Genomic DNA, 18,076 nt, shown 5'->3' on the forward strand with positions numbered 1-18,076 from the left:
TGTGCTCCTTAGCGGGCGCGATTACGCCGCCCATCCTTCTTGTTGACCTGCACTGCCGGCACCGGCATCGCCAGCGGGGCAAACTCCTTCATCACCCGGCGATAGACTTCCCGCTTGAAGGAAACCACCTGACGCACCGGGTACCAGAAGCTGACCCAACGCCAGTCATCAAACTCCGGATGACCATGACAACCGAACTGGATCCTGGACTCCCTGCCCGGATCCAGCTGCAGCAGAAACCATTTTTGTTTTTGGCCAATACAGACCGGTGAACTGTCCCAACGAACGAGGCGTTTTGGCAAGCGATACTTCAACCAGTTGCGACTGGTCGCCATGATGGTCACATCCTCGGGCTTGAGGCCTATCTCCTCATACAGCTCACGATACATGGCCTGCTCTGGCGTCTCACCGTCATCAACTCCTCCCTGCGGAAACTGCCAGGAGTGCTGCCCATAACGCTTGGCCCACAATACTTGTCCGTCACGGTTACAGATCACGATTCCGACATTGGGACGAAACCCGTCGCCATCTATCACGTGATCACCTTATAAAGGCTGAATCTATAAGGGGATTGTTCCACATTCACCTCGTGGCAGCAAACAAGGACTGCAATCCCCCATTCATGAATAACTTTCGATTTCAAGCAAACTTATAAACAAATTAAAGGAGCAGATCCTGCAAGTTGCCCACCCAGACTGTGCATAAGCCTGTGAGCAAGCGGGTATATACAGTAGTTTCATTTATCTGCTCCAAACTGCCCCACAGCATACAGGATGCAATATAAAACAAAATATGTATTTAAATACATGGTGTTAAACAAAGAATGCTGGATCAAGATCCATGTCTTTTACCGCCGGCGATCCGGGATCCGGATTGTGAACAAGTTCGACTGTTCAAAGATCCACCACGGCTATTTTATCCACAGGAGTGGCACACTATCTGCCCCGATATCGCCGCAAAAATCGGTGCCGTTTCACATTTTTTTGTAACAACAGGGTGACTATTCCTACTTTTAAGCAGTTATCCAAGATTTCTGTGGATAACTGTGTGAAACAGAGCGAGCAAACCCTTGGACAACTATTTCAAGGCAGGATCCAGCGCAACGCCCATCGATAAATTGGAGACAAATTCCTTTTAAATCACTACGATAAACACTTACACACAAAACAGCCCCCCCTGTGCATACCCCTGCCAGGATCGGTTATAAAAACAGCGATCCTCAGGGAGGATCAGAGTTGCTAGAATAATCCCTCTTTGCAGGAGTCACTCATGCCCGTCAATCCCCGCTCCGAACAGGAACTGGTGGCCCGCGCCTACGCCATGGCCGGCTTCACCCTGGCCCAGCTGGCCGCCGACGCCAACATCGCCGTGCCGGCGGATCTGCGTCGGGACAAGGGCTGGGTCGGTCAGCTGATAGAGTGGCAGCTGGGAGCGAGCGCCGGCAGCAAGCCGGAGCAGGACTTCCCGGATCTCGGCATCGAGCTCAAGACGATCCCCATCGATCCTCAGGGCAAGCCGCTGGAAACCACCTTCGTCTGCGTGGCACCGCTGATCGGTGTCAGCGGCCAGCGCTGGGAGGAGTCCAACGTGCGCAACAAGCTCTCCCGCGTGCTCTGGATCCCGGTGGAAGGCAGCCGAGAGATCCCCATCGGCGAGCGCCGGATCGGCATGCCGCTGCTGTGGAGTCCGAATGAAGAGGAGGAGATGCTGCTGCGCCAGGACTGGGAAGAGCTGATGGACATGATAGTGCTGGGAGAGGTGGAGCAGATCAGCGCCCGCCACGGCCAGGTGCTGCAACTGCGTCCTAAGGCGGCCAACAACAAGGCGCTGACCCGGGCCATCGGTCGCAACGGTCAGCCGATCCTGACCCTGCCCCGCGGTTTTTACCTCAAGATAGGTTTCACCCACGGCCTGCTGCAGCGCCACTTTGCCCTGCCCGCTTGATCTCTGTTATCAACATCCTTGTCATAAAGTGATATAAAAATAGACAGTCGCTATTTTTCGCAATCAGGACAAGGAGGCGTCATGCCGATCAACAAGCAATTTCTCAAGTCTCGCCCCGAGGTCAAGGTGACCTTTGCCGTGGAAAGAGAGGCCGCGGGGGAAGCCGAGCAGGTGTTGTTGCTGGGAGAGTTCAGCCAGTGGCAACCCATCGAGCTCAAGCGGATGAAGAGCGGTGAGTTCAAGACCACCCTCAACCTGCCGACCGATGGCCCCAGCCATTTCGAATACTGCTATCAGCTGGTTCAGCCGAACGGGGAGACCCGCTACGACAACGACTGGGCGGCGGATGACTACGTACCCGGCCCCTTCGGGCGAGACAACTCTGTGGTGCGGGTCAGCCAGCCAGGTTGAGCCGGCACACCCGAAAGTGGATACAAAAAAGGCTCGCCATTGGCGAGCCTTTTCACTACCTGTCGAGCATTTCGCCGACATATCGACACCAATTCGAATCGAATTAGTTGAGCTTCTCTTTGATACGAGCAGCTTTACCGGACAGGTTGCGCAGGTAGTACAGTTTGGCGCGGCGAACATCACCACGACGCTTCAGTTCTACACTGTGGATCAGCGGAGAGTGAGTCTGGAATACACGCTCAACACCTTCGCCGTTGGAGATCTTGCGAACGGTGAAAGCAGAGTGCAGACCGCGGTTACGCTTGGCAATCACGATGCCTTCGAAAGCCTGCAGACGCTCTTTACCACCTTCTTTAACACGAACTTGAACACGTACGGTGTCGCCCTGGGCAAAAGCCGGGATGTCGGTACGCATTTGCTCTTGTTCAAGCTGCTGAATAATCTTGCTCATTGTCTTTCCTTACCTAGGATAAACTGAAAACTCTACTTAACGCTGTCACGCACTTCGCGGACATACTCGGCAAGAAGTGATTCTTGCTCGTCAGTCAGAGCTAGGTTGTTAATAAGTTCCGGCCTTCTCTGCCAGGTTCGTCCGAGCGACTGCTTGAGACGCCAGCGCCGAATCACTTCGTGATTGCCGCTTGTCAGCGCCTCGGGCACCGCCAACCCATCCAACACCTCCGGCCGAGTATAGTGGGGATGATCCAGCAGACCGTCCGTGAAGGAGTCCTGCTCGGCACTGGCCTGATCACCCAAAACCCCTGGGACCAGACGCGAAACCGCATCGATCAGGGTCATGGCAGGCAACTCGCCACCACTTAACACGTAATCCCCGATAGACCACTCTTCGTCGACTTCGGTTTGTATCACGCGTTCATCGATACCTTCGTATCGACCGGCTACCAGAATCAGTTTCTGATTCGTCGCCAACTCGGTCACGCCCGCTTGAGTCAGCTTGCGTCCCTGAGGAGAGAGATAGATGACTTTCGCCCCGTCTCCCGCCGCTTGCTTGGCTGCATGAATCGCGTCACGCAGCGGCTGAACCATCATTAGCATGCCGGGCCCACCACCATAAGGACGATCATCGACCGTACGGTGTTTGTCGTGGGTAAAGTCCCGGGGGTTCCAGCACTCAATCTGCAGCAGGCCACTCTTGACGGCCCGACCCGTTACCCCGTGCTCGGTAATGGCTCGGAACATTTCAGGGAAGAGGCTAATCACCCCAATCCACATAAGAAACCTCCGGCACCCGTGTTAGCGCGGGAAACTAGAAACCAGGATCCCAATCAACTTCGATTGTTCGAGCAGTCAGATCAATATTCTTGATCACCTGCTCTTCCAGGAACGGAATCAACCGCTCCTTCGCACCAAAGGCATCTTTTACATTGGCCTCAACCACCAACACATCGTTGGAGCCGGTTTCCATCAATTCGGTCACCTTGCCCATGTCGTATCCCTTGGTGGTCACTACCGAGCAACCAATCAGGTCACGCCAGTAGAACTCGCCCTCAGGCAACGCAGGCAACAGATCGGCGGCTACGCCAATCTCGACATTGGTCAATGCCAGGGCATCCTCGCGCACGTCGATACCATCGAGTTTGCAGATCAGACCCTTGTTGTGACGCTTCCAGGATGAAACCTGAATTTCACGCCACACCCCGTTCTGATTGATCAGCCAGGGGTTGTAATCGAAAATCGCTTCGGCAACATCGGTGAAGGAGTTCACTTTAAGCCAGCCCTTGATGCCGTAAACGGTACCCAGGGTGCCCAGAACTACAGGTTTTTCCACCTTAACTCCTTACCGTTTGGCTGATTAAGCAGCTTTGGCAGCGTCTTTGATCAGCTTGGCAACGCGGTCAGAAACAGCGGCACCAGTAGCAACCCAATGCTCGATACGAGCCAGGTCCAGGTTCAGCTTTTCAGCGTTACCAGAAGCAACCGGGTTGAAGAAACCAACGCGCTCGATGAAACGACCGTCGCGGGCGTTACGGCTGTCAGCAACTACTACCTGGTAGAACGGACGCTTTTTCGCGCCACCACGTTGTAAACGAATGGTTACCATATCGTCCTCATTAACATCTAATGAACAAGGCCCGCAAACACGCGGACCCTAGCTTAAAATAAGCCGCATAATTCTACTTGGATTCGTAATAATTGCAACCAAGCCAGCCATTTTTTGCGCAGAGCCGCAATGAAAAGGGCCTGCCGCTGGCAGACCCTCACTCGCTACGTCAGCCCGAATAATCAGAACGGACCGCGGCCGCCACCGAAGCCGGGAGGCAGCATGTTCTTCATCTGGCTCATCATCTTGCGCATGCCACCCTTGCCGGACATCTTCTTCATCATGCGCTGCATCTCGGTGAACTGTTTGAGCAGCTTGTTGACGTCCTGCACCTGCATGCCGGAACCCGCGGCGATACGGCGCTTGCGAGAGCCCTTGATAAGATCGGGATGGGCACGCTCCTTGGGAGTCATGGAGCTGATGATGGCCTCCATCCGCACGGTGAGCTTGTCATCCATCTGATCCTTGACGTTGTCCGGCAGGCCGGACATGCCGGGCAGCTTGTCGAGCATCCCCATCATGCCGCCCATGTTGCGCATCTGGGCCAATTGCTCGCGGAAGTCTTCCAGATCGAAGCCCTTGCCACTCTTGACCTTGCTGGCCAGCTTGGCAGCCTTCTCTTTATCGACGGTGCGCTCCACCTCCTCGATGAGGGAGAGCACGTCGCCCATGCCGAGGATGCGAGAGGCGAGACGATCCGGGTGGAAAGGCTCAAGCGCGTCAGTCTTCTCGCCCATACCGATGAACTTGACCGGCTTGCCGGTGATATGGCGCACCGACAGCGCGGCACCGCCGCGGGCATCGCCGTCCGCCTTGGTGAGGATCACGCCGGTGAGCGGCAGCGCCTCGTTGAACGCCTTGGCCGTATTGGCGGCATCCTGACCGGTCATGGCATCCACCACGAACAGGGTCTCCACCGGCTTGATGGTGGCGTGAAGGTGTTTGATCTCCTCCATCATCTCGCCATCGACGTGCAGACGACCGGCGGTATCGACGATCACCACGTCATAGAACTTCTTGCGCGCCTGATCGATGGCCGCATTGGCGATGTCCACCGGCTTCTGGCTGGCATCGCTCGGGAAGAAGTCGACGCCGATGTCGCCGGCCAGGGTCTCCAGCTGCTTGATGGCCGCCGGGCGGTAGACGTCCGCACTGACCACCAGCACCTTCTTCTTGTTGCGCTCCTTGAGCAGCTTGGCCAGCTTGCCGACCGTGGTGGTCTTACCGGCACCCTGCAGACCCGCCATCAGGATGATGGCTGGCGGCTGGGCCGCCAGATTGAGCTGCTCGTTGGCCTCCCCCATCACGGAGACCAGTTCGCCGTGCACAATCTTGATGAAGGCCTGGCCCGGGCTCAGGGACTTGGCCACTTCCTGGCCCACCGCCCGCTCCTTGACGCGCGCGACGAAGTCACGCACCACCGGCAGGGCGACGTCCGCCTCGAGCAGCGCCATGCGAACTTCGCGCAAGGTATCCTTGATGTTCTCTTCGGTCAGGCGGCCACGGCCGCTGACGTTGCGCAGGGTGCGCGAGAGTCGTTCAGTCAAATTCTCAAACATGACGCATTCCGGTTCTTGGCGTAACAAATGGGAGGCATTATACCTCACTCGCACGATGAGGACGATTATTCGCCGCACTCGGCTGCGGTCAGCCCTGTGCGGCTGGCTCAACATGCTGCCTATATATGGGCAGATCGGCGGCAGCACAACTGGCGAGCACATCTTGTGCAAGGTATACTGCCCTTCCTATTCCCAATCGCTTGCTCGACAACGACCCGGTTATGATCGTGATCTCTGTTCTGGCCCTGGCGTTCTATCTGCTGGCCATCATCGCCTCTCTGCACCTGCTGCTCAGTGCCAAACCAGTGGGACAAGCCCCCCTGTTTGCCTGCATCGGACTGGCCCTGATCGCCCATGGCGCCGCCCTCTCCGGCGAGGTGCTGGTTACCCACTCCGGGCAGAATCTGAGCATGCTCAACGTGGCTTCGCTGGTCAGCCTCATCATCAGCTGCTTCATGACCTGCGTCACCCGCCGCTTCAACGGCTGGATCCTGCTGCCGGTGGTCTACAGCTTCTCGGCCCTGTTGCTGGCCGCCAGCGCCCTCATTCCCGGTCGCTACATCACCCACCTGGAGGCCCATCCCCAGCTGCTGCTGCATATCGGCCTCGCGCTGATGGCCTACTCGGTATTGATGATCGCCTGCCTGTTTGCGCTGCAACTTGCCTGTCTGGACCGGCAACTGAAGACGCGCAAGATCAGCCAGCTGCCGGCCATGCCGCCCCTGATGACGGTCGAGAAGCGGCTGTTTCAGCTCATCTCGGCCGGCGTCCTGTTGCTGACCCTCTCCATTGCCTCCGGCCTCTTCTTCCTCGAAGACATGTTCGCCCAGGGCAAATCCCACAAGGCCATCCTCTCGATCCTGGCCTGGTGTGTCTACGTGCTGCTGCTGTGGGGCCACCATACCCGTGGCTGGCGCGGTCGCAAGGTGATCACCCTGAGCCTGATCGGCAGCTTCATTCTGACCCTGGCCTACTTCGGCAGTCGCTTCGTCAAAGAAGTGCTGCTGAGCTGATCGCCCACTACTTCTTCATCACCCAGTCCCACAGGAGCCCTTCTTGGACAGTATCTCAACGAGTACATTGCTGATTGTTCTCGTTATCTTGATCCTCATGTCTGCCTTCTTCTCAAGTTCTGAAACCGGCATGATGTCGCTCAACCGTTACAAGCTGCGGCATCTGGCCCAGACCAAGCACAAGGCTGCCCGTCGGGTGGAGAAACTGCTCTCCCGGCCCGACCGCCTGCTGGGGCTGATCCTGATCGGCAACAACCTGGTCAACATCCTGGCGTCAGCCATCGCCACCATCGTCTGTATTCGTCTGTTCGGGGATCTGGGTGTGGCCATCGCCACCTTCGGCCTGACCCTGATCGTGCTGGTGTTTGGTGAAGTGACTCCCAAGACCCTGGCGGCCATGTTTCCGGAGAAAGTCGCCTATCCCGCCTCTTGGGTGCTCAAGGGATTGATGGTGCCGCTTGCCCCCTTCGTCTGGATGATCAATGGCATCACCAGCGGCCTGCTCAAGCTGCTGAAGATCAATCCGAACAAGGATGACTCCCTCAATACCGAGGAGCTGCGCACCATCGTCAACGAGGCGGGCAGTCTGATCCCCCAGCGCCATCAGGAGATGCTGCTCAGCATCCTGGATCTGGACAAGATGACGGTTGAGCACATCATGGTGCCGCGCAGCGAGATCTACGCCATCGACATCAACGATGACTGGAAGACCATACTGCGTCAGCTGGCCCACTGCGCCCACACCAAGATCCTGCTCTATCGCGACAACATCGACGACGTGGTGGGTTTTCTGCACGCCCGCGACGCGCTGCGGCTGATGGCCAAGGATCAGTTCAACAAGTCGAGCCTGCTGCGGGAAGTGGACGAAATTTACTTCATTCCGGAAGGGACGCCCCTCAACGTGCAACTGGCCAAGTTCCAGCGCAACAAGGAGCGGATCGGCCTCATCGTCGACGAGTATGGCGACATTCAGGGGCTGATCACCCTGGACGACATCCTGGAAGAGATAGTGGGCGACTTCACCACATCCATGACCCCGGCGCCCAGCGACGAGATCCATCCCCAGCCGGATGGCTCCTTCCTGGTGGAGGGCTCGGCCAGCATCCGCGAGCTCAACAAGGAGATGAACTGGCAACTGCCCATCGACGGGCCCCGTACCCTCAACGGTGTCATCCTCGAATATCTGGAGGAGATCCCCCAGCCCAACATCAGCCTGCGGCTGGCCGGCTACCCCATCGAGATCCTGGAAGTGGAGAACAACATGGTGAAGATGGCGCGGATCATGCCGGCGTTGTACCGAAACGAGTCGGGACTGGAGGATTGAAAAAAGGCTGCCGATGGCAGCCTTTTTCTATTGCGTCATTGGCCGGCGATCGGCTCACTCATCTTCGTCGCCAGGCTCCAGCACCAGGGTCGGGATCAACTCGCCGAATACCTGCTGCAGCTCGTCGCGATTGGCCAGCAGATCCTGCAGCGTGTAGCTGTCCATCACCGCCAGAAACGCATTCATCGCCTCTTTCAGGGCACTCTTCAGCAAACAGACAGAGACGATGTGGCAGGCCGGCGAGTTGCAGTCGATGCCGTCCAGGTTCCCTTCCAGCGCCCGGATCACCTGGCCGATGTTGATGCTCTCCGGCGCGCAGGCCATGCGAATGCCGCCATTCTTGCCGCGCTGGGACTGCAGGTAACCCAGTTTCACCAGCTGGTTCACCACCTTCACCATGTGGTTGCGGGAGACGTCATACAAGGCGGAGACCTTGGCCACGCTAGACAATTCACCCTCCGGCAGGGTCGCCAGATAGAGCAGGGCTCTCAATCCAAAATCGGTATAGCTAGTTAGTCTCATAGTGCCTGTGTCGCATCACGCGGAAATTGATTATTGATTCAGATCAAATAAACATCTAGGATGCAGCTTATTAAGTGACATTCTAGATGTTCAATTAGCAAGGAACCCCTATGTTAGACCAAGCCACCATCGCCGTCATCAAAAGCACCATCCCTTTGCTCGAATCGGCGGGCCCCGCGCTCACCCAGCATTTCTACCAGCGCATGTTCAGCCATAACCCGGAGCTGAAGGACATTTTCAACCTGGCGCACCAGCGCAGCGGTGGTCAGCCGTTGGCGCTGTTCAATGCGGTGGCGGCCTACGCCAAGAACATCGACAACCTGGGGGCACTGGCCGGTGCCGTGGAACGCATCGCCCACAAGCACACAGGTTTCCTGATCCAGCCAGAACAATATCACATTGTAGGTAGTCATCTCTTGGCCACGCTCAAAGAATTGGGCGGAAGTGCGGTCACCGACGAGGTGCTGGATGCCTGGGGCAAGGCTTACGGCGTGCTCGCCAGCATCTTCATCGGCCGCGAGAGCGAGATTTATCAGGAGAAGGCGAACGAGATCGGTGGCTGGCAAGGCCCCCGCCCCTTCCTGATCAAGGAAAAGCGGGTCGAGAGCGAGCTCATCACCTCCTTCCTGCTGGTGCCGGTGGATGGCAAGCCGGTGCTGGACTTCAAGCCGGGTCAGTATCTCAGCATCAAGCTGGTCCATCCCGAGCTCGAGTATCAGGAGATCCGCCAATACTCCCTCTCAGATGCCCCCAACGGCCAGCACTACCGCATCAGCGTAAAACGCGAGCCGCAGGGCCAGGTTTCCAACCTGCTGCACGATCATCTGCAGGCGGGCGATCAAGTGGAGCTGATGCCGCCCACCGGCGATTTCTACCTGAAAGCCGATGGCCATACCCCGGTGGTACTGCTCTCGGCCGGTGTGGGTGTCACGCCGATGATGAGTATGCTCAACCAGTTGCTGGCGAACAGCCATCAGGCCGACATCACCTGGCTGCACGCCTGCGAACAGGGCGCCGTGCATGCCTTCAGGGAGGATATTCAGCAAAAATCCCGCCAGCATAGCAACCTGCTGAGCCGGGTCTGGTATCGGAAGCCACAGGCCAGTGACGTGCAGGGCGAAGAGTACCATCATGCCGGCACCATGGATCTGAGTGCCGTACAGGAGCGCATCACGCCGCAGGCCCACTACTACTTCTGTGGCCCTCTTGGCTTCATGCAGGCGGTCAAGCAGCAGCTGATCGCGGCGGGTATTCCGGCCGGCCAGCTGCACTACGAAGTTTTTGGTCCCCACCAAGATCTGTAAGGCGGGCGGATCACTATAACCTTATGAGGGTCCAGCCTGTCACGGCACGGCGGCTGGCCCCTCCCGACCCACGGATGCAGATCCGTGGGTCATTTTTTGGGATCAGTGCATCGCCTTGGCACGGGCGATGGCATTGGCGGGCATGCGATTGCCGAGCCGGCTGAGCAGGCTCGCCGCCTTCTGGTGGGTGGCCTTATCACCGATGACGGCGCCGTGCAGCCAGTGATACGCCTCTTCATAGTCGAGCGGGCTTCCCATGCCCTGCAACAGCATCTCCACCCACTCGATCTGCGCCCGCTGGAAGCCCAGGCTGGCGGCCTCCCGCATCAGGGTCTCGGCCTTGAGCAGGTCCTTTTGTACCAGGGTGCCCTTCCAGTAGTAGCGACCCAGCTGCTCCAGCGCCGGCGCTAGCCCCTGGTTGGCCGCATCCCACATGAATTTCACCCCCAGCTCCGCATTGGGCTTGATGCAGACCCCCCAGGCCAGCATGTCCCCCCACAGAAACTGATAGGAGGGGATCTTCATCACCTCGGCCCGCACCTCGATATCCTGGGTGAGCTGACACCTGTCCTGCTTGACCTGCTGCAGGTGACGGCCCTGTTCAATCCAGTTGAGCAGTTCGTCCTGACGATAGAGCGGCACCGCCTGCAGCGCGCCGCTGTCCACGGTCAGGCCGCTGGCCGGGGTGCTGGTCATGGGACGATTGCTCGGCGAACGGTCGCCCTCTGCAGCGACAGGCGCGGGAATGGGGGCTGCCGCTGGCGCAGCGGCGGGTGTTGCATTCGCTGCCGCTACCGGTGCAGCAGGGGCGGCTGGCGTTACCGTGGTTTGCACGGCAGCCGGTGCGGGAGCCGCAGCAGAGGACGGGGCAGCCGCAGAGGGCTGAGCGGCAACCTCCGGCTGCGCACTGGCCGCCGGCGTGGCCCCGCTCGTCGCGGCGGCGGCAGAGGTGGAAGGCTCGGCCCCCTGCGCCTGGCCCGTCAGCAATGGGGGCGTCAGCAAACAGAACAGGCCGACAAGGGTAATGGGTTTCATCATAAGGATCTCCTGCAGCACCCTGTTATCGGCAGCCGGCGGCATCCCCTTAGTCCGGCACCACCTGCCCATAACGACAAAGGGGAGCCGAAGCTCCCCTTGCTGTCCATCCGGACGCCTTACTTGACGAAGTCGACACCCAGCTGGATATCGGCTTTCAGGGTGGCCAGCATGCCATCCATCGCCTCTTGTTCGAAGGCGCTCAGCTTGCCGTAGTCCAGCACGGTTTCGACGCCGTTCTTGCCAAGCAGGATGGGCTGCGCGAAGAAAGTGGCGTGCTTGCCGTCGCCTTCCACGTAAGCGCACTCGATGACGTTGGCTTCACCCTGCAGACCCTTGATGAGCGACAGACCGAAACGGCAGGCAGCCTGGCCCATGGAGAGAGTGGCGGAACCGCCACCGGCCTTGGCTTCCACCACTTCGGTACCGGCGTTCTGGATACGCTTGGTCATGGCGGCCACTTCGTCAGCGGTGAAGGAAGCCCCTTCAATCTGGGAGAGCAGCGGCAGAATGGTCACACCACTATGGCCACCGATCACGTTGACGCGCACCTTGTCGACGTTCAGACCCTTGGCGTCGGCCACGAAGGTCTCGGCACGGATCACGTCCAGAGTGGTGACGCCGAACAGGCGACGCTTGTCATAGACACCGGCCTTCTTCAGCACTTCGGCAGCGATGGCGACCGTGGTGTTGACCGGGTTGGTGATGATGCCGATCAGCGCTTTCGGGCAGGAGGCGGCGCACTTTTCCACCAGATTCTTGACGATGCCGGCGTTGATGTTGAACAGGTCGGAACGATCCATGCCGGGCTTGCGCGCCACGCCGGCGGAGATCAGTACGACATCGGCGCCGACCAGAGCCGGGCTCGGATCTTCACCGCAGAAACCTTTTACTTTCACGTCAGTCGGGATATGGCTCAGATCGACCGCCACGCCCGGGGTCACCGGAGCGATGTCATACAGGCTCAATTCGGAACCAGCAGGCAGACGGTTTTTCAACAGCAGAGCGAGGGCTTGGCCGATGCCACCGGCGGCACCCAGAACGGCAACTTTCATGATCAACTCCATGTTTAAGCGTAGGTTTAAGGTTGTTTCTTGTTGTGCGCCCAACCTTAAAGGATCCCCCCCTAAAAAACAATCTGATAACAGTTGTAATCACAGGTTCTGTGAGCCAATAAACAGGCGGCGAATAAAAATGGGGGGAAATGCAAAAAATTGGAGGGGAAGCACAGATTTCCTGCACTTCCCCTCACCATTAATAGGTAGATCTGCCGACTTCAGCCCTGGAAGGCCAGCGCCCTGCGTTCACACCAACGAAAACCAATTGTTAACAATCCGTTCATGGTCAGGTAGAGGGCACCGGCCACGGTGAACACCGCCAGGGTGTCATAGGTCTGGGCATTGAGGCGTTGAGCCAGCCCCATCACATCCATGATGGTGATGGTACTGGCGAGCGAACTCCCCTTGAGCACCAGGATCACCTCGTTGGAGTAGGCGGGTACCAGTCGCCGGGCGGCGTGACGCACCTTCATCCACAGGGTCTGGCTGGCGGAGAAGCCGAGCGCGCGGCAGGCCTCTACCTCACCGGCCGGGATGGCATCGAGCGCCCCCTTGAACAGCCGGGTGGAGTAGGCGGCGGTATTGAAGCCGAGCGCCAGCACGGCGCAGAACCAGGGCTGCTTGAGCAGCGGCCAGAGCGGCCCCTCTTTGAGCCAGGCAAACTGACCCGGCCCGTAGTAGATGAGGAAGATCTGGATCAGCAGCGGCGTGCCGGTAAAGATCAGCACCCACAGCTGCACCAGCTGGGTCGCCACCGGAATGCGGCGCTCCAGCACCCAGGTCATGGCCGCCGCCATCAGCACACCCAGCAGCAGACTGCCGGCGGTCAGTTGCAGGGTAATCGCCAGGCCACCCAGCAGGGTCATCAGGTAATCCTGCATGATCAGCCTCCGTAACGGCGGGTATAACGGGCAGCCTGCTTCAAGCCGAACTCACTCACCAGGCTGATGGCCAGGTAGATGAGAGCCGCCGCGGCATACCAGGTAAAGGGTTGATAGGTACTGGCCGAGGCCATCTGGGCCTGGCGCATCATCTCGTTCACCCCAATGAGGGAAACCAGTGCGGTGTCTTTGAGCAGCACCAACCACTGGTTGCCGAGCCCTGGCAGGGCGTGACGCCAGGCCTGGGGCAGCACGATGCGAAAGAAGATGTGACGCTTGCCAAGGCCGAGCGCCAGCGCCGCCAGCCGCTGCCCGGCAGGCACCGCATTGAGGGCGGCCCGCAGGGTCTGGGTGGCGTAGCTGGCGAACAGCAGGGAGAGCGCCAGCACGCCGCAGGCGAACGGGCTGAACTCTACGTACTCGCCGGTGATGAGGAACAGCACCTGGGTAGAGCCGAAGTAGATGAACAGCACCACCAGCAACTCGGGCAACCCGCGAATAAGCGTGGTGAGGGTGGCCACCGGCCACACCAGAGCGCGCTGCTTGCTCAGCTCGGCGGCGCTGAACGCCAGCGCCAGCACCATGCCCCCTACCAGGGAGGCCAGGGCCAGCCCGAGGGTCATCCAGGCTGCATCCAACAACAGGCTCAACATGGCTTAGTGCGCGAAATATTTGTCGTAGATCTTCTGATAGGTGCCGTTGGCCTTGATGTCGGCCAGCCCCTTGTTCAGCTGGGTCAGCAGTTCCTGATTGCCCTTGGCCACCGCGATGCCAAAACCGGTACCGAAGTACTTGGCGTCAGTCACCGGCGTGCCGATCACGGCATACTCCTTGTGCTGCTTGAGCCAGTCGGCGGCGACCGCGGTATCGGCAAACACGCCGTCGGTACGGCCGTTCATCATGTCGAGGAAGGCACTCTGGTAGCTGGCGTAGGGCACGGTCAGCAGCCCCTTGCTCACCCAGTTGTCCACCAGATAGGACTGGTGGGAGCTGCCGTTTTGCACGCCGACAGTCTTGTCCACCAGATCTTCCGGCCCCTTGAAGGCGTCCTTCTTGGTCACGAACACGGCGGAGTTCTGGTAATAGATGTCAGAGAAATCGACCTGGGCGGCCCGCTCCGGGGTCACGTCCATGGCGGCGATGGCGGCGTCGTAGCGACGGAATTTCAGGCTGGGGATCAGGCTGTCAAAAGCCTGGTTGTGGAAGCTGCACTCCAGCTTGGCCTGTTCACAGATGGCGCGGGCCAGATCGATGTCAAACCCCTGGAACTCGTTCTTGTCGTCCAGGTATTCGAACGGTGCGTAGGTGGCCTCGGTGGCGAACTTGATCTCTTTCGCCAGCACCTGGGTGCTCAGCAGGCCCATGGCCGCGATCAGCAACAGACTCTTTTTCATGACAGCTTCCTTATCGATTTGAATATCAATGCATCAAGAATTCGGCAAACCGGCTGGTTTGCGGGGCTTGGAAAATGGCGGCGGAGCCCGCTTCGATGATCCGCCCCTTCTCCAGATAGATCACCTGGCTGGCCACCTTGCGGGCGAACTCCACCTCGTGGGTCACCACCACCTGGGTGATACCGGTCTGGCCAAGGTTGCGGATGATCTCCGCCACTTCCTTGGTGATCTCGGGGTCGAGGGCCGCGGTCGGCTCGTCAAACAGCAGCACCTGGGGATCCATCATCAGGGTGCGGGCGATGGCCACCCGCTGCTGCTGACCGCCGGAGAGGCGCGCCGGCCAAGCGTCGCGCTTGTCGGCCAGTTGCAGTTGGGCCAGCAGATAGCCCCCCTTCTCCATGGCCGCCGCCTTGCTCATGCCGAGCAGCTTGACCGGCGCCTCGATGAGGTTCTCCATCACGGTGAGATGGGGCCACAGATTGTACTGCTGGAACACCATGCCCACCTTGCGCCGCAGCGCCTGGGTCTGGCGGTTGAACTCGGCGGTGGAGAGGCTGGAGGGGAAAGAAAATTCACTTTCACCGATGCGCAGGACACCGGCATCCGGGGTGTCCAGCAGGTTCATCATGCGCAGCAGAGAACTCTTGCCGGCACCGCTCGGACCCAGCAGCACCAGGGTTTCACCGGGCGCGGTCCGAAAGCTGACCTGTTGCAGTACCGGCACCTTGTGCCAGGATTTTTCGATACCGATTAATTCAATACCCATACAGCCCAATTGAATAAGTTTTCAAAATTTCGTCCTGATTCTAACGCTGGCATGGGTGGATGCAAGCTATATTTGAATCAATATGCAGAACAAGCGCCGCTTCCTTGCAAAAATAGGCATATGAATGCAAAATGGGCACGCTGTTCATATCTGCCGCCTGAGCGTGACAGGCAGCCAAACCTCCTCATTCGTGAGTCCAAGATGAAGCATAACGACAAGCAAGAAAAACTGGCCAAGGCCTTTAAAGCCTTGCTGAAAGAAGAACGATTTGGCTCCCAGGCAGAGATAGTGACTGCCCTGCAAGAGATGGGCTTCGAAAACATCAACCAGTCCAAGGTATCGCGCATGCTGAGCCGCTTCGGCGCCGTTCGCACCCGCAATGCCAAGATGGAGATGGTCTACTGCCTGCCGGTGGAACTGGGCGTGCCCACCACCTCCAGCCCGCTCAAGAATCTGGTGCTGGATGTCGACCACAACGGTGCCTTGGTGGTGATCCATACCAGCCCGGGTGCGGCCCAGCTGATCGCCCGCCTGCTCGACTCCCTCGGCAAGGCTGAAGGGATCCTCGGCACCATCGCCGGTGACGACACCATCTTCATCACCCCGACCAGCGACACCGACATCGAGGAGCTCTATCTCTCCGCCCTCGAGCTGTTCGAACAGACGCCGTAAGGGCGGCAACCGCCCCGTGGCGGTTGCACCAGAACGCAAAATCCCGGCCAAGGCCGGGATTTTTGTTATCTGCGGGTCGGGCTTATTTGCCCTGCCCCAGCAGAAAATCTTCTGAGGGGGCGAAGAAGGCCGCGCCGGTCACCGCCCTGGTGAAGCGCAGCAGGTGATCGAAGTGACTGCCCTCCCCCTTGTACATGCTGGCCAACATGGCGTTGAAGTGCAGCGGGGTACGACAGCAGGAGATGAAGTAGAGCCCCTGCTCGGTCATGGAGCCCCAGGGCATGCTCTGGCGCAGGATCTCCATGGACTCCCCCTTCGGCGTCTTGAGGTTGACCCGCTTGATGTGGGCGGTCAGCGGCTTGTCGGCCGACTCGTACTCGATGTTGTCGACCTTGGTGCGACCTATGATGTCTTCCTGCTCTTTTTGCGCCAGCTTCTCCCAGTCGCTCATGGCGTGAACCCAGCGCTGCACGTGGATGTAGGAGCCGCCGGCAAACTCGCCGCCGTCCAGCAGCGCCACTTCGGCGCGGTGCTCATCCTGCGGGTTTTCGGTGCCGTCGACAAAACCGGTCAGATCGCGGCAGTCGAGGTTGCGAAAACCACGCACCTCTTCCGCCAGTTCCACCAACCCGGCCAGCAGGGCCATCACGCGCTGACCGGCGTGGTGCAGCACATCCACCCGATCGGCGCGCAACTGCACGAACAGATCGAACGGGGTGTTGGGGGCCTCCTGACCGTTGGCGGATTGCGCCATGAAGCTGCGGAACTGGGGTGGACGGGCGGCGGGATAGAGGCCATCCCAGGCATCGGCACCGACGGCCACCAGACCGCTGAAGCCGGCAGCGGGGAAATCGGCGGCGACCGCCTCCCACAGGGCCGGCAACCTGGCCAGACGGGCCACCAGCTCGGCGGCGTCACCGGTGCGGTTGAACATCAGATAGAGGGCGTGCAGATTGGGCTCGGCACAGATCCCGGCTTGGGCTTTCATATATCTCTCCCCTGAACAGACATTGGCGATATGGGCGATTAGCGTTGCGCGATTATAAACCAGCGCGGTTCCAGTTCATTGATTTCACAACGATATCACGCGTTCAGGGTAAAGGGTCAAACAACACCAGGGCGTGAGGGGTCACCCTGACCCGCGCCCGCGCGCCCTCCAGCGGCTCGCCGATGCTCGCCTCCAGCCGCAGCTCGCCACTCTCGAACAGCACCCGGCAGTGGTGGCCTAAGAACTGCTGCTCCACCACCTTGAGCTCGCCATCCGCGGCGCTCTCCAGCAGCAGCTGCTGGGGCCTGAGCATCAGTTGCAGCAGCTCACCCACTGCCCGGCCGTGAGGTTCGCTACCGCAGATGACCCCGAGCGCCGTACGCACGCAGTGACTGTCCACCACCTCGGCCGCCAGGTAGTTGACCCCGCCGAGAAACTCCGCCACGAAGCGATTCTGGGGGCGACGATAGAGCTGCTCAGGCTGGCCCACCTGCTCGATGTGACCCGCGCGAAACAGCGCCAGCCGATCGGCAAAAGCAAAGGCCTCCTCCTTGCTGTGGCTGACGAAGATGGCGCCGATCCCCTGCTGCTTGAGCAGGGCGCGGATCTCGAGGATCAGCTTCATCCGCACCTGGGTGTCGATATTGGAGAAGGGCTCGTCCAGCAGCATCAGCCGCGGCTTGCACACCAAGGCGCGGGCGATGGCCACCCGCTGCTGCTGGCCGCCGGAGAGCTGGTGCGGATAGCGATCCCCCAGCCCCTGCAGATTGACCAGCGCCAGCGCCTCATCCACCTGCTGCTGGCGGGCACGGCGATCGAGCCGGGTCAGACCGAAACCGACGTTGTCCGCCACCGTCAGGTGGGGGAAGAGGGCGTAATCCTGAAAGATCATGCCGATGTTGCGCGCCTCGGGCGGCACGCTGGCCCCCGGCCCGTCGAGCAGGGTATCGCCGAGGCGAATCGTGCCCTCCGCCAGCGGCAGCAGGCCGGCGATGGCCTTGAGCAACGTGGTCTTGCCACAGCCGCTCGCTCCCAGCAGACAGACAATCTCGTTGTCTGCCACCGTCAGGGAGAGCTGTTCCAGCACATTGCGGCCGTTGTAACGGCAACTGACATTTTCAACCTGCAAACAGGACAAGGCTG

21 protein-coding genes are annotated in these 18,076 nt (G+C 59.5%); 6 read left to right on the forward strand and 15 right to left on the reverse strand.

Annotation, left to right across the window (positions count from 1 at the left end; translation table 11 throughout):
* Nucleotides 1-8 precede the first annotated feature (8 nt).
* Nucleotides 9-536 (reverse strand): RNA pyrophosphohydrolase, encoded by a 528-nt coding sequence (gene rppH, locus ACB031_RS16445; RefSeq protein WP_005308708.1) that lies wholly within the window; start codon nucleotides 534-536, stop codon nucleotides 9-11.
* A gap of 733 nt (nucleotides 537-1,269) precedes the next feature.
* Here rppH and mutH point away from each other — a divergent pair.
* The gene (gene mutH, locus ACB031_RS16450; RefSeq protein ID WP_274439012.1) at nucleotides 1,270-1,944 is read left to right on the forward strand and encodes a DNA mismatch repair endonuclease MutH; all 675 of its coding nucleotides are present in this window, start codon (nucleotides 1,270-1,272) and stop codon (nucleotides 1,942-1,944) included.
* Between the two features lie 81 nt (nucleotides 1,945-2,025).
* A complete protein-coding gene (locus tag ACB031_RS16455) occupies nucleotides 2,026-2,355 on the forward strand; it encodes an isoamylase early set domain-containing protein (protein ID WP_005308703.1) in 330 nt (109 codons plus the stop codon).
* Between the two features lie 103 nt (nucleotides 2,356-2,458).
* Here the strand turns inward: ACB031_RS16455 and rplS are convergent, their stop codons facing one another.
* From rplS to ffh, 5 genes are all read right to left on the reverse strand, one after another.
* Nucleotides 2,459-2,806: a 50S ribosomal protein L19 gene (gene rplS / locus ACB031_RS16460; protein ID WP_005308701.1), complete on the reverse strand. Its 348-nt coding sequence runs from the start codon at nucleotides 2,804-2,806 to the stop codon at nucleotides 2,459-2,461.
* Between the two features lie 32 nt (nucleotides 2,807-2,838).
* Nucleotides 2,839-3,588: a tRNA (guanosine(37)-N1)-methyltransferase TrmD gene (gene trmD, locus ACB031_RS16465; RefSeq protein ID WP_005308699.1), complete on the reverse strand. Its 750-nt coding sequence runs from the start codon at nucleotides 3,586-3,588 to the stop codon at nucleotides 2,839-2,841.
* Nucleotides 3,589-3,622: 34 nt separating this feature from the next.
* Nucleotides 3,623-4,144, reverse strand: a complete 522-nt coding sequence (rimM, locus tag ACB031_RS16470; protein WP_005308697.1) for a ribosome maturation factor RimM — start codon at nucleotides 4,142-4,144, stop codon at nucleotides 3,623-3,625.
* 24 nt (nucleotides 4,145-4,168) lie between these two features.
* Entirely contained in the window at nucleotides 4,169-4,417 is a 249-nt protein-coding gene (gene rpsP / locus ACB031_RS16475; RefSeq protein ID WP_005308695.1) for a 30S ribosomal protein S16, read from the reverse strand.
* Nucleotides 4,418-4,599: 182 nt separating this feature from the next.
* On the reverse strand, nucleotides 4,600-5,976 hold the full coding sequence (gene ffh / locus ACB031_RS16480; protein ID WP_005308693.1) for a signal recognition particle protein: 1,377 nt from the start codon (nucleotides 5,974-5,976) through the stop codon (nucleotides 4,600-4,602).
* Between the two features lie 221 nt (nucleotides 5,977-6,197).
* Between ffh and ACB031_RS16485 the strand changes: the two genes are divergently transcribed.
* Complete coding sequence (locus ACB031_RS16485; protein WP_005308690.1) at nucleotides 6,198-6,989, forward strand: inner membrane protein YpjD; 792 nt, start codon at nucleotides 6,198-6,200, stop codon at nucleotides 6,987-6,989.
* A 43-nt stretch (nucleotides 6,990-7,032) separates the two neighbouring features.
* Complete coding sequence (locus tag ACB031_RS16490; protein WP_005308688.1) at nucleotides 7,033-8,313, forward strand: HlyC/CorC family transporter; 1,281 nt, start codon at nucleotides 7,033-7,035, stop codon at nucleotides 8,311-8,313.
* Between the two features lie 54 nt (nucleotides 8,314-8,367).
* Here the strand turns inward: ACB031_RS16490 and ACB031_RS16495 are convergent, their stop codons facing one another.
* Nucleotides 8,368-8,835, reverse strand: a complete 468-nt coding sequence (locus ACB031_RS16495) for an Rrf2 family transcriptional regulator (RefSeq protein WP_005308686.1) — start codon at nucleotides 8,833-8,835, stop codon at nucleotides 8,368-8,370.
* Nucleotides 8,836-8,945: 110 nt separating this feature from the next.
* Here ACB031_RS16495 and hmpA point away from each other — a divergent pair, with 110 nt between their 5' ends.
* Entirely contained in the window at nucleotides 8,946-10,139 is a 1,194-nt protein-coding gene (gene hmpA, locus ACB031_RS16500; RefSeq protein WP_139753285.1) for an NO-inducible flavohemoprotein, read from the forward strand.
* Between the two features lie 102 nt (nucleotides 10,140-10,241).
* On the opposite strand, the gene ACB031_RS16505 is transcribed toward hmpA, so the two are convergent.
* From ACB031_RS16505 to ACB031_RS16530, 6 genes are all read right to left on the reverse strand, one after another.
* Nucleotides 10,242-10,835: a tetratricopeptide repeat protein gene (locus ACB031_RS16505; protein WP_010635149.1), complete on the reverse strand. Its 594-nt coding sequence runs from the start codon at nucleotides 10,833-10,835 to the stop codon at nucleotides 10,242-10,244.
* Between the two features lie 458 nt (nucleotides 10,836-11,293).
* The gene (gene mdh, locus ACB031_RS16510; RefSeq protein ID WP_017780273.1) at nucleotides 11,294-12,229 is read right to left on the reverse strand and encodes a malate dehydrogenase; all 936 of its coding nucleotides are present in this window, start codon (nucleotides 12,227-12,229) and stop codon (nucleotides 11,294-11,296) included.
* Between the two features lie 221 nt (nucleotides 12,230-12,450).
* Nucleotides 12,451-13,113: an arginine ABC transporter permease ArtM gene (artM, locus tag ACB031_RS16515; protein WP_010635150.1), complete on the reverse strand. Its 663-nt coding sequence runs from the start codon at nucleotides 13,111-13,113 to the stop codon at nucleotides 12,451-12,453.
* Nucleotides 13,114-13,115: 2 nt separating this feature from the next.
* Nucleotides 13,116-13,766 (reverse strand): arginine ABC transporter permease ArtQ, encoded by a 651-nt coding sequence (gene artQ, locus ACB031_RS16520; protein WP_017782223.1) that lies wholly within the window; start codon nucleotides 13,764-13,766, stop codon nucleotides 13,116-13,118.
* Between the two features lie 3 nt (nucleotides 13,767-13,769).
* Complete coding sequence (locus ACB031_RS16525) at nucleotides 13,770-14,507, reverse strand: transporter substrate-binding domain-containing protein (RefSeq protein ID WP_005308673.1); 738 nt, start codon at nucleotides 14,505-14,507, stop codon at nucleotides 13,770-13,772.
* Between the two features lie 25 nt (nucleotides 14,508-14,532).
* Complete coding sequence (locus tag ACB031_RS16530) at nucleotides 14,533-15,273, reverse strand: ATP-binding cassette domain-containing protein (RefSeq protein ID WP_005308671.1); 741 nt, start codon at nucleotides 15,271-15,273, stop codon at nucleotides 14,533-14,535.
* A 201-nt stretch (nucleotides 15,274-15,474) separates the two neighbouring features.
* Here ACB031_RS16530 and argR point away from each other — a divergent pair, with 201 nt between their 5' ends.
* Nucleotides 15,475-15,945, forward strand: coding sequence for a transcriptional regulator ArgR (gene argR / locus ACB031_RS16535; protein ID WP_005308670.1), 471 nt, complete (start codon nucleotides 15,475-15,477; stop codon nucleotides 15,943-15,945).
* Between the two features lie 82 nt (nucleotides 15,946-16,027).
* On the opposite strand, the gene ACB031_RS16540 is transcribed toward argR, so the two are convergent.
* The gene (locus ACB031_RS16540) at nucleotides 16,028-16,933 is read right to left on the reverse strand and encodes a Dyp-type peroxidase (RefSeq protein WP_371139914.1); all 906 of its coding nucleotides are present in this window, start codon (nucleotides 16,931-16,933) and stop codon (nucleotides 16,028-16,030) included.
* A gap of 103 nt (nucleotides 16,934-17,036) precedes the next feature.
* On the reverse strand, nucleotides 17,037-18,071 hold the full coding sequence (locus ACB031_RS16545; protein WP_099360161.1) for an ABC transporter ATP-binding protein: 1,035 nt from the start codon (nucleotides 18,069-18,071) through the stop codon (nucleotides 17,037-17,039).
* Between the last annotated feature and the right edge of the window lie 5 nt (nucleotides 18,072-18,076).

It is taken from the genome of Aeromonas sp. S8(2024) (assembly GCF_041403085.1).
Classification (GTDB): domain Bacteria; phylum Pseudomonadota; class Gammaproteobacteria; order Enterobacterales; family Aeromonadaceae; genus Aeromonas; species Aeromonas dhakensis.